Source organism: Kitasatospora sp. NPDC057512 (assembly GCF_042802135.1).
In the GTDB taxonomy this organism is placed as follows: Bacteria; Actinomycetota; Actinomycetes; order Streptomycetales; family Streptomycetaceae; genus Kitasatospora.
This window is the reverse complement of the sequence record NZ_JBHVET010000175.1, coordinates 1-12,615: the sequence shown is the minus strand read 5'-3', so window position 1 is coordinate 12,615 and position 12,615 is coordinate 1. Positions and strand designations below refer to the sequence as shown.

The window sequence follows — 12,615 nt, the reverse complement described above, 5'->3', positions numbered from 1 at the left end:
GCGCCCGGCCGCTCGGCCGGGCGCTGCACCGGGGGTTCGGGCTCCCGTGCGGGGTCGCCGGAGGCGGCCTCGTCCCGTTCGGGAGGACCGTCGTCGCTCTGCTCGTCACGCGGTTCGTCACCCAGGGCCCGGGCTGCCCGCCGCTCCAGCCCCGAACGCCCGGCCAGCAGGCGGATGGCGGTGCTGAAGCGTTCCGTCGGGCGCGCCTCGTTGAGTTCGTCCTGCCTGCGGAGCCACATCGGCACCAGATAGGCGGCCCAGGCCCCTACGATGACGGCGTAGATAAGGCCGCTACTGCTCACGATTCACACCGTACGGGCGCCGGGGAAGGCCTGGCAGCAATTTGGTGCGGCGTGTCGTGTGATCAAGCTGATTCTCCGACTATTTTGCCGCTATTTGTGCGGGTCCGGTGCCCCGACGATGCCATATCGATATTTCTTTCGAACATACATTCAATTACGTGTCCCGCGCCCGGAACTGAGCGCGCGCCAGCGCTCCAGCATCCCCTCCGGGACCTCCTCGTCGGTCAACGCGTAGACGAGGTGGTCGCGCCAGTCGCCGTCGATGTGGAGATAGCGCGGACGGATTCCCTCCGAGCGGAAGCCGAGCTTTTCCACCACCCGGCGGCTCGGGCCGTTCTCCGGGCGGATGCAGACCTCGATCCGGTGCAGTCCGAGCGTGCGGAAGCAGTAGTTCACCGAAAGGGCCACGGCGGTCGGGATGATGCCCCGGCCCGCCACCTCCTCGTCCACCCAGTACCCGATGTTCGCCGAGCACATCGATCCCCAGGTGATCCCGCCGACGGTCAACTGGCCGACCAGCTGGCCCTTGTGGACCACGACGAAGGGCAGCATCCGGCCGGCCGAAGCCTCGCCGCGCAGGAAGCGGACCATCTGCCGGTACGTCGGCCGGGCGCCGGCCGCCTGACCCGCCGGCCCGGGCGGCACGGTGGCCTCCCAGCGGCGCAGCCAGTCCCGGTTGCGGCGGCTCACCTCCTGCCACTCGCGCTGGTCGCGGGCCCGGATGGGGCGCAGCACGACCTCCCCCTCGTGGAGTTCTACCGGCCAGCCGGCGTTCAGTGCCCTCTCCTGGATGCTGGAGCCCCGGGTGCCGGGGCGTCGGTCCGGGGGTGGTCCCCGCCGCCGAGCTGGTCGACGGCGTGGGCGAGCAGCGGCTCCAGGACGGCCAGGCCGTCCTTGACGCCGCCGGTCGAGCCCGGCAGGTTGACGATCAGGGTACGTCCGGCGAGCCCGGCGAGCCCACGGGAGAGCGCCGAGGTCGGCACCTTCTCCCGGCCGTACGCACGGATGGCCTCGGCGATGCCGGGGACCTGGCGGTCGATCACCCGGGCGGTCATCTCGGGGGTGAGGTCCATCGGCGAGATGCCGGTGCCGCCGGTGGTCAGCACCACGTCGTAGCCGGCCGCGACGGCCTCGCGCAGCACGGCCTCCACCGGCTCGCCGTCCGGGACGACCCGGGGGCCGTCGGCGGTGAAGCCCATCGCGGTCAGGCCGGCCACCAGCAGCGGGCCGCCCCGGTCCTCGTAGACCCCGGCCGAGGCCCGGTTGGAGACGGTGACCGCCAGGGCCTTCACTCCGCCACCTCCGGGGCGAACCAGTCGCCGCTCTTGCCGCCGGTCTTGCTCAGCACCCGGACGGACTCGATCGTGGCGCCCTTGTCCACCGCCTTGACCATGTCGACGACGGTCAGCCCGGCCACCGCGACGGCGGTCAGCGCCTCCATCTCGACGCCGGTGCGGTCGGCGGTCTTCACGGTGGCGGTGATCTCGACCGCGTCGTCCGCGACGGCGAGGTCGACCTTGACGCCGGAGACCGCGATCGGGTGGCAGAGCGGGATCAGCTCCGGGGTCCTCTTGGCGCCCATGATCCCGGCGATCCGGGCCACCGCGAGGGCGTCGCCCTTGGGCACGCCCTCGCCGCGCAGCAGGTGGACCACCTGCGGGGAGACCCGCACCCGGCCGGCCGCCACGGCGGTGCGCGCGGTGGCGGCCTTCTCGGACACGTCGACCATCCGGGCCGCGCCCTGGTCGTCGACGTGGGTGAGGCGGTCGCCGGGGGGAGGTGTCGTCACGGGTAACTCCAGGGGCGCGCAGGTCGAATACCGCGCTACCGTACCGTTCCCCGGTCCTGGCGGCCGATCAGGCGTCCAGCAACACCACGTCCACCTCGCTGCCGGCCGGCAGTTCGGTGGTCTCCTCGGGGACGGTGATCAGGCAGTCGGCCCGGGCCAGCGCGCCCACCAGGTGCGAACCGGAGCCGCCCACCGGCTCGACCGTGCCGTCGGCCGCCGAGTAGCGGCCGCGCAGGAACTGCCGGCGGCCGGCCGGGGAACGCAGCGCGGACGGGCAGAGCGCGCGGACGACCGGGCGGTGCACGTCGGCGGCGCCGAGCATGGTGCGGATGACCGGGCGGACGAAGAGCTCGAAGGAGATGTAGGCGCTCACCGGGTTGCCGGGCAGGGCGAGCAGCGGCACCCCGGCCGCGCCGCCGATCCGGCCGAAGCCCTGCGGCTTGCCGGGCTGCATCCGCAGCCGCCGGAAGTCGACCCCGCCGTAGGACTCGAAGACCTCCTTGACCACGTCGTACGCGCCGACGCTGACCCCGCCGCTGGTGACGATCAGGTCGGCCCGACCGAGCTGGTCCTCCAGGACGGCGCGCAGCCGGTCGGCGTCGTCCGGGACGGCGCCGACCCGGAAGGCGATGGCGCCGGCGTCCTGGGCGGCCGCGGTGAGGGCGAAGCTGTTGGAGTCGGCGATCTGCCCGGGGCCGACCGGATCGCCGGGCTGGACCAGCTCGCTGCCGGTGGACAGCACCACGACCCTCGGGCGCGGGCGGACCTTCACGGTGGGCCGGCCGATCGCGGCGAGCAGGCCGAGCTGGGCGGGGCCGAGCCGGGTGCCGGCCTCCAGCACCCGGACGCCGGCCGCGACGTCGCTGCCGCGGCGGCGGATGTGCGCGCCCGCGGCGACCGGGCGCAGGACCCGGACCTCCTCGTCCGGGACCGGCGCGGTCATCGCGGCGGCGGCCACCCCGGTGCCGGTGCCGCCGTCGGTCCACTCGACCGGGGCGACGGCCTGGGCGCCGGGCGGCATCGGGGCACCGGTCATGATCCGGACGGCCTGGCCGGGGCCCACCCTGGGCAGCGCGTCGGCGCCGGCGGCGATGTCGCCGACCACCGAGAGCACCGACGGGTAGGTGTCGGTGGCGCCCTCGGTGTCGGCGGTGCGGACCGCGTAGCCGTCCATCGAGCTGTTGTCGAAGGGCGGCAGGTCGCCGGCGGCGACCACGTCCTCCTCGAGCCGGCAGCCCCGGGCGTCGAGCAGTTGGAGCTCGATCGCGGGCAGCGGGCCGACCGCGGCCAGCACGTCGGCGAGGTGCTCGTCCACCGTCCAGAGGCGGGGGGCCGCCGGGGCCGGGTCCGCTCCGGCGTCGCAGCAGGCGCTGGGCATGGTGCTGTGCTCGGTGGACCCGGTCATCGGCGGCTCGCTCTCTCGGTCGTGGTCCTGCGTCAGTCCTGCATCTCGGAGCCGACGAACTCCCGCAGCCAGGAGCGGAACTCCGGGCCCAGGTCCTCGCGTTCGGCGGCCAGACGGACGATAGCGCGCAGGTAGTCGGCGCGGTCGCCGGTGTCGTAGCGGCGGCCCTTGAAGAGCACGCCGTGCACCTGCCCGCCGTCCGCCGCCTCGCGGTTGGTCAGCTCGCGCAGGGCGTCGGTCAGCTGGATCTCGCCGCCGCGGCCGGGCGGGGTCTCCCGCAGCACGTCGAAGACCAGCGGGTCGAGGACGTAGCGGCCGATCACGGCGTAGCTCGACGGGGCCTCGCCGGGCTCGGGCTTCTCGACCAGGTCGGTCACCTGGAAGACGTCCTCGCCGAAGCCGTTCACCTTGACGGCGGCGCAGCCGTAGAGGTGGATCTGGGAGGGGTCGACCTCCATCAGGGCGACGACCGAGCCGCCGAGCTGCTGCTGCACCTCGATCATCCGGGAGAGCAGCGGGTCGCGCGGGTCGATCAGGTCGTCGCCGAGCAGGACGGCGAAGGGCTGGCCGGCGACGTGCTGCTCGGCGACCGAGACGGCGTGGCCGAGGCCCTTCGGGTCGCCCTGGCGGACGTAGTGCATGTTGGCCAGCTCGACGGACTCGCGGACCCGGGCCAGGCGCTGCTCGTCGCCCTTGCGGACCAGCAGCTCCTCCAGCTCGTAGGCGCGGTCGAAGTGGTCCTCCAGGGCGCGCTTGTTGCGCCCGGTGACCATCAGTATGTCGGACAGGCCCGCGGCGGAGGCCTCCTCGACGACGTACTGGATCGCCGGCTTGTCGACGACCGGGAGCATCTCCTTCGGGGTGGCCTTGGTCGCCGGAAGGAAGCGGGTGCCCAGTCCGGCCGCGGGCACCACGGCCTTGGTCACCGGAACTCGGGGGTTGGTCGTCGTCATGCGTTCACCTTACTCAGGCACGTTTTCGCCCGGCCGAGTACGGGCGGACGGCTAGGACAGCACGTCGCTGGGCCCGGCCGCAGTGGCAGTCGTATGGGTCGCGACCGGCTGGGCGAACGGGTCCCGGCCGACACAGGCCGACACACTACCCGCCTTTTCCGTACGGTCACGTTCGGCCTCCGTTCCGTGATCGGGCCTGCGAGCGGCCTGTTCGGAGCGGTCGGCGCGGGCCTGCCCGGGCTGCCGGGCCGAGAGCCGCCAGCAGTCGCCGCCGACCGCCCGGGCCGCGGCGAGCGCCGTGTCGGCGGCGCGCAGCAGGACGGCCGCGTGGGTGCCGTCCTCGGGCAGCACGGCGATGCCGGCGGCGGCGGTCAGGCCGTTGCCGGCGGCCGGGCGGGACTCGCGCGGGCCGGAGGACCAGTCCAGCAGCAGGTGCCGGCGGACCGACCAGACCAGCCGCTCGGCGACCTGTGCGGCGCCCTCGGCGCCGGTGTCCGGCAGCACCACGAGGAACTCCTCGCCGCCGTAGCGGCCGAGGGTGTCGGCCCGGCGGATCTCCATCGCGAGCCGCTGGGCGAGGTCGCGCAGCACCGCGCCCGCCCGGCCCCGGCCGTGCTCGGCGACGACCGCGTCGAAGCCGCTGATGGCCAGCGTCAGCACGGCGAGCGGGCGCGGGCCGTCGGCCTGTCCGGTGTGCTCGGCGCGGCGGGCCCGTTCGATCTCCCGGTCCAGGGTGAGCTGGAGGTGGCGGTAGTTCCACACGCCGGTGAGCGGGTCGCAGGAGGCGGTGCGCTCCAGGTCGGCGCAGCGCTCCTCCAGTTCGGCGATCCGCCCGCGCAGCCGCTGCGCCCCGGCGGCGGCCCCGGCCCGCTCCCGGCGGCCGCGCAGTCCGAGGGCGGTGGCGCCGGCCAGTGCGGGGACGCTGAGTGCGGCCAGGGCCTGGACCAGCAGCGGGGTGGTCAATGGGGGGTGCCCCTTCGCGTGTCAGGCTCTGCGCGTCGGCGGTGCGGAGGCCAGGAGGATCGGATGAACGAGGATCGGATGCCCAACGAGAAGAGCGGCCTGAGGACACGGCTGCTGTCCCGGCGGCGCGAACTGGCCGCCGAGGAGCGGGCGGCGGCGGCCGACGCGCTGGCCGGGCACGCCGGGGAGCTGGCCGCCCCCGGCGCCACGGTGGCCGCGTACGTCTCGGTGGGCGCCGAGCCCGGGACCCGGCCGCTGCTGGACGCCCTGCGGGCGCGCGGGGTGCGGGTGCTGCTGCCGGTGCTGCTGCCGGACAACGACCTGGACTGGGCCGCGTACGCGGGGCCGGACGCGCTGGCCCCGGCCGGGCGCGGACTGCTGGAGCCGGTCGGCCCGCGGCTCGGCCCGGAGGCGGTGGTGCGGGCCGCGGTGGTGCTGCTGCCGGGCCTGGCGGTGGACCGCTCCGGGCTGCGGCTGGGCCGGGGCGGCGGCAGCTACGACCGGGTGCTGGCCCGGCTGGCGCGGGCGGGCGCGCGGCCGGTGCTGGCGGTGCTGCTGTACGAGCACGAGCTGCTGGAGCGGGTGCCGGCCGAGCCGCACGACCGTCCGGTGGACCTGGCGGTGCTGCCCTCGGGGGTGCGCAGGCTCGGGTGAGGACGGCGGCGGCCCCGCTCCCTCGGGGGAACGGGGCCGCCGGTGTCCGGGCCGTACGGGCGTCAGCCGGTGGTGAGCACCAGCTTGTGCTTGGTGGCCTTCTCGACCGCGTCCGGCGTGTAGGCCCAGGTCAGCAGCTTGCCCTTGAGCCAGAGGTCGGTCTGGTCGTTGTAGTTGTCGTGGAAGGCGTGGCCGGAGGCGCCGCCGACGTTGACCCAGCGCGAGGAGTCGAGGTCGTTCAGGTCGACCACCATGCGCATCGACGGGATCCAGTCCACCTGGTAGCCGGCCGCCGCGTTCCAGCCGGCCGCGTCGACCGCCGCCGAGCCGCCGGAGAGCCGGTACGGGCCGCGGTTGAGCAGCTTGTGCACCGCGCCGGAGGCGATCGAGGAGTTGTCGGTGCCGAGGGTCTGCTCGCGCAGCTCCAGCTTGTGCAGGCGGCCCCAGCTCCAGGTGGAGACGTCCTTGCTGAGCAGCGAGGTCAGCTCCTGGCGGGCGTTCTTCATCGCCTCCTGGAGCAGGTTGTCCAGGCCCTTCTGCTCCTTGTGCTGGTCGTCGATGTACGTCCACCACGAGCTGTCGGGCTTCTCCAGCTGCTGGCGCACGACCTCGGTCCAGCGGTCGCCGCCGTCCGGCTGGGCCTTGCCCGGTTCGCGGGTGCCGCACTCGGTGACGATCTTGGTGGCGCTGTCCGGCTTGGTGGGGTCGTCCTGCTGGCGGACCAGCAGGCAGTTGTCCTTGGCCCGCAGGTCGGCCGGGAACTTCTGGCCGAAGGCGAGGATCAGCAGCTGGCGCCAGACGCCGTTGTAGTAGGCGGCGGCGGCCGAGTCGGCGTCCTGGTGGAAGTTCCAGTCCTTCAGCAGGTCCTGGGCCTCGCGCACGTACGGGTCGCTGACCGGCTGCTTGAGCAGCAGCGGGACCAGCGTCTTGGCCATCACGCTGGTGTTGTCCAGCTGGAGGGTCTGCATGTCGTCCGGCGAGATCTTGCCGTTGTTCTTGAGCAGGCCCTCGATCTGGTCGGTGATCTCCTTGGCGCGGGTGCCGTACTCCCAGTCCTTGGTGAGGTTGTACTTGTAGCTCGGGTCCACCACGGCCTGGTTGGCGGTGACGATGTAGCCGGCCGAGGGGTTGAGGCTCCACGGCAGCGCGTTGAAGGGGATCGGGTCCTTCCACTGGTACGCGGAGTCCCAGCCCAGTGCCGGGAGGGTGCCGTCGCCCTTGCCGCGGACCGGGATGGTGCCCGGGGCCTGGTAGCCGATGTTCTTGGCGTCGGCGTAGATCAGGTTCTGCGCGGGGACGGTGAAGTCCTTGGCGGCGGCGCGGAACTCGTCCCAGTTCTTCGCCTTGTCCAGCTCGAAGACGGCGTCCATGGTCTTGCCGGGGCTGAGCGCCGTCCACTGCAGGGCGACGCCGTAGCCGCTGGTGCCGCGGTCGGGGGCGGAGGGGCCGTTGGGGGCGTACTTGCCGACGTTCTGCTGCTCGGTGCTCTGGTCGGAGATGAGCGGGGCGCCGGTCTGGGTGGTGCGGACGGTGATGGTGCGGTCCTCCCCGCCGGCGACCTTGATGGTCTCCTTGCGGAGGTCGAACTTCACGTCCTTGCCGTCCACCTGGTAGGTCTCCGGGCCGGTGACCTTCTCCAGGAAGAGGTCGGTGACATCGGCGCCGAGGTTGGTGAAGCCCCAGGCGATGTCCTTGTTGTGGCCGATGACCACGCCGGGCATGCCCGCGAAGGTGAAGCCGGAGACGTCGAACTGGCAGGCCGGGGAGGTGGTCCGGCAGTGCAGGCCCATCTGGTACCAGACCGAGGGCAGGCCGGGGCCCAGGTGCGGGTCGTTGGCCAGCAGCGGCTTGCCGGTGGTGGTGTGCGAGCCCGCGACCACCCAGGAGTTGGAACCGATGCCCTGGCCGGGGCGGCCGAGCAGCTGCGGCATCGCGTCGACCCGGTCCGTCAGGCTCTGCAGCATCGCCTTGGTGGTGGCCGCGCCCTGGGCGGTGGCGGCCGTTCCGGCGGCCGTGCCGGACTGCGGGGAGCCGTCCGCGGGGCGGTAGTTGTCGCCGGCCACCGCGCCGGTCTTCACGATGGTGCCGTTGCGGGCGTACGGGTAGTCCGGGTACAGCTCGGCGATCTTGTCCGGGCCGAAGTCCTGGGCCAGCAGCGAGCGGTCGATCTCCTCCTGGAGGTTCCCGGAGAGGTTCCAGGCCATCGCCTTGAGCCAGGCCACCGAGTCGACCGGGGACCACTGCTCGGGCCGGTAGCCGCCGTTGACGACGCCGAGCAGGCCGTACTCCAGCGAGGCCTTCGCGCCGCCGGGGTGCTCGGAGAGCCAGGCGTTCACGCCGTCCGAGTAGGCCTGGAGGTACTTCTTGGTCTCCGGCGAGAGCTTGGTGTCGAACTCCTTCTGCGCCACCTGCCGCCAGCCCATGGTGCGGATGAAGGTGTCGGTGTCGACCTGGCCGTCGCCGAACATCTCGGAGAGCCGGCCGGCGGTGATGTGCCGGCGGACGTCCATCTCCCAGAAACGGTCCTGCGCCTGGACGTAGCCCTGGGCGCGGAACAGGTCCTCGTCGGTGTCCGCGTACAGCTGCGGGATGCCGTTCGCGTCCCGCTTGACGTCGACGGGCGCGCTCAGGCCCGCCACCTTCACACTGCCGTCGACCTCCGGGAAGGAGGCGCGAACCGCGGAGACCCCGCGGTAGCCGCCGTAGCCGGCACCGGCCACCAACAGCACGACCAGCACGATCACGATCAGACGGGCGCGCCGGAACTTCTTCGAGCGGGGCATCTGGGTCCTTGCGGTCCTGACTTCGGGGCGGGCGGGCGTGTCCAGGGCCTGCGGCCGTGACAGGGCACCACATTAGGCCGAGTCGGCCGGGCACCGTGAACGGGGGACCAAGCTAAAGATATGGCAAAATGTTAGACTGCGTAACGATCCGCAAGGGGAGCATTGACGACTTCTTAACGGGTCACCCCACAGCACCACCAGACACCCCGTCCGCCCCTGCCTGCCCGAGGTGCCCCTGCGTGAACATCTCCCATCTGAACCAGCTCCTGCTCGAGTCCTCCGTGATCCTGTTGTTCGCGGTGGGCGCCGTACGCCTCTCCACCCGATCAGGGCTGCCCAGCCTGCTGATCTATCTGGGGATCGGCGTGGCGCTGGGCCAGAACGGGATCGGTGTCACGTTCAACAACGCGGAGCTCACCCAGGTGCTCGGCTACGCGGCGCTCGTGGTGATCCTGGCCGAGGGCGGCCTCAAGACCAGCTGGCGCGAGATCAAGCCCGTGATGCCCGCCGCGACCGTGCTCGCCACCCTCGGCGTCGGCGTCAGCGTGTTCGCCACCGCGGCCGGCGCGCACTGGCTGGTCGGCCTGGACTGGCGCACCTCGCTGCTGCTGGGCGCCATCGTCTCCTCGACCGACGCGGCCGCCGTCTTCTCGGTACTGCGGATGGTCCCGCTGCCGCACCGGCTCACCGGCCTGCTGGAGGCCGAGTCCGGCTTCAACGACGCGCCCGTGGTCATCCTGGTCGTCGCCTTCGCCACCACCGGGGAACTGGACTCCTGGTACGTCCTGATCGCCACGATCGTCGCCGAGCTGGCCATCGGCGCCGTCATAGGCCTGGCCGTCGGCAAGATAGGGGCCTACGGGCTCAAGCACGTCGCACTGCCCTCCTCGGGTCTCTACCCGATCGCCGTGATGGCGCTCACCGTGCTCGCGTACGCCGGCGGCGCGCTGCTGCACGGCTCCGGCTTCCTCGCCGTCTACATCAGCGCGGTGATCCTCGGGAACTCCAAGCTGCCGCACGGCCCGGCCGTCCGCGGCTTCGCCGACGGGCTCGCGTGGATCGGGCAGATCGGCATGTTCGTGCTGCTCGGGCTGCTCGTCACGCCCGAGACCATGGGCGACGCGGTGGTGCCCGCGCTGGTGATCGGCGGGGTGCTGGTGTTCCTGGCCCGGCCGCTGTCGGTGCTGGTCTCGCTGACCCCCTTCAAGGTGCCGGCCCGCGAGCAGGCGCTGCTGAGCTGGGCCGGGCTGCGCGGGGCGGTGCCCATCGTGCTGGCCACCATCCCGGTGGTGTCCGGCGCGCACCGGGCCGAGGACGTCTTCAACATCGTCTTCATCCTGGTCGTCGTCTTCACCCTGCTCCAGGGACCGACCCTGCCCTGGGTGGCCAAGCGGCTGCGGATCGACGAGGGCGACATGGGCCAGGACCTGGGCATCGAGTCCGCCCCGCTGGAGAAGCTGCACGGACACCTGCTGTCGGTCGCGCTCCCCCCCACCTCGAAGATGTCCGGCGTGGAGATCGGCGAGCTGCGGCTGCCCAAGGGGGCCGCGGTCACCCTGGTCGTGCGCGAGGGGAACTCCTTCGTGCCGGACAAGGCGACGGTGCTGCGGGCCGGCGACGAGCTGCTGGTGGTCACCACGGACGAGGTCGGCGAGGCGGCGGAGCGGCGGCTGCGGGCCGTGGACAAGGGCGGCAAGCTCGCGGGGTGGCTGAACGGGCGGTGAGGCGCCGGGCCCGCCTCGGCCCGCCTCGACCTACCCAGGCCCACCTCGGCCCGCCCGGGCCCGCCTCGGCCCAGGGTCCCCGGCGGGCCCGCGGGCCGGGGTGGGCTGGCGGCGTCTACGCGCGTAACTGTATGCTGGTTCGACCACGCCGTATAACCACCGCTAGACCACCCCAGCATCTGCCTGACGCAGAGTTGGCGCGACCGCTCGGCGGCCGCGGTCCGGCCCCCGGCCACCACGCCGGACCGACCCGGTATCTACCCCGGTCGACGCGCGAGAGGACGACTCTCGGCGCCGTCGGGGCCACACCATGCCCTGCCGCGCTACCAGGCAGCAGGAAGGACCGACCGTGACGGCGCGCCGAACGGTCGACACCGCCGCGCACCCCGCGGCCACCCCCGCAGCTCCCGCCCCCGCCCGCGTCGGGTACGGCGAGCTGCTGCGCACGCCCGGGGCCTGGACGTTCCTGTCCCCCGCCCTCGTCGCGCGACTGCCGTACGCGATGCTCAGCATGGGCATCCTGCTGCTCGTCACGCAGACCCACGGCTCGTACGGCACCGCCGGTACGGTCACCGCGGTCGCCGCCGTCGCCCAGGCCCTGATCGGGCCGCAGACCGGGCGGCTCGCCGACCGCTACGGCCAGGCCTCGGTGCTCGTCCCGACCGTGCTGGTGCACGCCGTCTCGGTCGGCGTGCTGATCGCCCTCGCGCTCGGCCACGCGCCCGCCTGGAGCCTGTTCCTGGCCGCCGTCCCGGCCGGTGCGAGCGTGCCGCAGGTCGGCGCGATGGTCCGGGCCCGCTGGGTCGCCAGGTTCACCGCCGACGGCGCCTCCGACGCCTCCGCGGCACGGGTGAGCACCGCCTTCGCCTTCGAGTCCGTGACGGACGAGTTCACCTTCGTGATCGGCCCGATCCTGGCCTCCGGCATCGCCGCCCTCGCCAACCCGGCCACCGCCCTGGTCGCCGAGGCCGCGCTGACCCTCGTCGGCGGCCTGGCCTTCGCCGCCCAGCGGGCCACCGCCCCGGCCCGGATCGTGCCGCAGCCGGGCACCAGGCGCGCCTCGGCGCTCGCCTCCCCCGGGGTCCGGCTGCTGGCCGGGACCTTCCTCGGGGTCGGCGCGGTGTTCGGCGGCATGCAGGTCTCGGTGAACGCCTTCGCCGACTCGGTCGGGCAGCACGACGCCGGCGGCACCGTGTACGGGATCTTCGCCGGCGGCTCGATGCTGGCCGGCGTGCTGTACGGCGTGATCGCCTGGCGGCGGCCGGTGCAGCAGCGGATGCTGATCAGCTACGCGCTGCTGGTGCTGGGCTGCTCGGCGCTGTGGGCGATGCCCAACCTGGTCGCGCTGACCGTCGCCGGGCTGGTCTGCGGACTGGCCATCGCGCCGACCCTGATCAGCGGCTACACCCTGGTCGAGACGCTGGTCGCGGACGGCGCCAAGACGGAGGCCTTCACCTGGCTGACCGGCGCCATCGGGCTGGGGCTGGCGGTCGGCTCGATGGCGGCCGGCCGGCTGATCGACGGGCACGGGCCCTCCACCGGGTTCCTGGTGCCGGTGGTCGGGGCCGGACTCGGGCTGGTCGTGCTGGCCTCGCTGCGGCACCTGCTGGTGGCGCCGCGGGGCGAGGAGACCACCGGTGCGGGGACCGCGGAGGGCGGGCGTCCGATGCAGCTGGCGGGTGTCGCCGAGGGCTGAGCCGACGGTGTCCGGGGGCCTGGCCGACGGTGTCCGGAGGTCGGGTGGGCGGCGGCCGGGGAGCCGGGCCGACGGCGGCCGACGGGCGTTCCGGGGCCGATCTCACACCGGGGTCGCTGGACTGATCCCGCGGAATGCCGCATCATTGACCATCGTTAGCACTCATCAGGCGAGAGTGCCAGGAGGAAGACAAGTGCCCACGTACCAGTACCAGTGCACCGAGTGCGGCAACGGCCTGGAGGCGGTGCAGAAGTTCACCGACGAGGCGCTGACCACGTGCCCCGACTGCCAGGGACGGCTCCGCAAGGTCTTCTCGGCCGTGGGCGTCGTGTTCAAGGGCTCCGGC

General features: G+C 73.1%; 11 protein-coding genes and 1 pseudogene. 4 read left to right on the top strand and 8 right to left on the bottom strand.

The genetic code is table 11. The annotated features are described in order from the left end of the window. From ACFU6K_RS14490 to ACFU6K_RS14460, 7 genes and pseudogenes are all read right to left on the bottom strand, one after another. Nucleotides 1-302: pseudogene (locus tag ACFU6K_RS14490) on the bottom strand (hypothetical protein); the annotation flags it as partial. A gap of 150 nt (nucleotides 303-452) precedes the next feature. Beyond that, nucleotides 453-1,037: a GNAT family N-acetyltransferase gene (locus ACFU6K_RS14485; RefSeq protein ID WP_369808369.1), complete on the bottom strand. Its 585-nt coding sequence runs from the start codon at nucleotides 1,035-1,037 to the stop codon at nucleotides 453-455. 38 nt (nucleotides 1,038-1,075) lie between these two features. After that, entirely contained in the window at nucleotides 1,076-1,594 is a 519-nt protein-coding gene (locus tag ACFU6K_RS14480; protein WP_380663089.1) for a molybdenum cofactor biosynthesis protein B, read from the bottom strand. Then, nucleotides 1,591-2,031 (bottom strand): cyclic pyranopterin monophosphate synthase MoaC, encoded by a 441-nt coding sequence (gene moaC / locus ACFU6K_RS14475; protein ID WP_380663093.1) that lies wholly within the window; start codon nucleotides 2,029-2,031, stop codon nucleotides 1,591-1,593. The genes ACFU6K_RS14480 and moaC overlap by 4 nt, the downstream gene beginning before the upstream one ends. Before the next feature lie 127 nt (nucleotides 2,032-2,158). Next, nucleotides 2,159-3,469 carry a gephyrin-like molybdotransferase Glp gene (glp, locus tag ACFU6K_RS14470; RefSeq protein WP_380663092.1) on the bottom strand — a complete coding sequence of 437 codons (1,311 nt, stop codon included), beginning with the start codon at nucleotides 3,467-3,469 and terminating at the stop codon, nucleotides 2,159-2,161. Nucleotides 3,470-3,528: 59 nt separating this feature from the next. After that, nucleotides 3,529-4,449 carry a UTP--glucose-1-phosphate uridylyltransferase GalU gene (gene galU, locus ACFU6K_RS14465; RefSeq protein WP_380663088.1) on the bottom strand — a complete coding sequence of 307 codons (921 nt, stop codon included), beginning with the start codon at nucleotides 4,447-4,449 and terminating at the stop codon, nucleotides 3,529-3,531. Nucleotides 4,450-4,500: 51 nt separating this feature from the next. Further along, nucleotides 4,501-5,412, bottom strand: coding sequence for a GGDEF domain-containing protein (locus ACFU6K_RS14460; protein ID WP_380663086.1), 912 nt, complete (start codon nucleotides 5,410-5,412; stop codon nucleotides 4,501-4,503). 63 nt (nucleotides 5,413-5,475) lie between these two features. Here ACFU6K_RS14460 and ACFU6K_RS14455 point away from each other — a divergent pair, with 63 nt between their 5' ends. Further along, the gene (locus tag ACFU6K_RS14455) at nucleotides 5,476-6,066 is read left to right on the top strand and encodes a 5-formyltetrahydrofolate cyclo-ligase (RefSeq protein ID WP_380663085.1); all 591 of its coding nucleotides are present in this window, start codon (nucleotides 5,476-5,478) and stop codon (nucleotides 6,064-6,066) included. 62 nt (nucleotides 6,067-6,128) lie between these two features. Here ACFU6K_RS14455 and ACFU6K_RS14450 read toward each other — a convergent pair whose 3' ends face one another. Next, nucleotides 6,129-8,849 (bottom strand): penicillin acylase family protein, encoded by a 2,721-nt coding sequence (locus ACFU6K_RS14450; RefSeq protein ID WP_380663083.1) that lies wholly within the window; start codon nucleotides 8,847-8,849, stop codon nucleotides 6,129-6,131. Between the two features lie 239 nt (nucleotides 8,850-9,088). Here ACFU6K_RS14450 and ACFU6K_RS14445 point away from each other — a divergent pair, with 239 nt between their 5' ends. From ACFU6K_RS14445 to ACFU6K_RS14435, 3 genes are all read left to right on the top strand, one after another. Beyond that, nucleotides 9,089-10,573: a potassium/proton antiporter gene (locus tag ACFU6K_RS14445; RefSeq protein WP_380663082.1), complete on the top strand. Its 1,485-nt coding sequence runs from the start codon at nucleotides 9,089-9,091 to the stop codon at nucleotides 10,571-10,573. 349 nt (nucleotides 10,574-10,922) lie between these two features. Next, nucleotides 10,923-12,269, top strand: coding sequence for an MFS transporter (locus ACFU6K_RS14440; RefSeq protein WP_380663080.1), 1,347 nt, complete (start codon nucleotides 10,923-10,925; stop codon nucleotides 12,267-12,269). Nucleotides 12,270-12,462: 193 nt separating this feature from the next. Then, the coding region (locus ACFU6K_RS14435) for an FmdB family zinc ribbon protein (protein WP_380663091.1) at nucleotides 12,463-12,615 on the top strand (153 nt) is incomplete at its 3' end.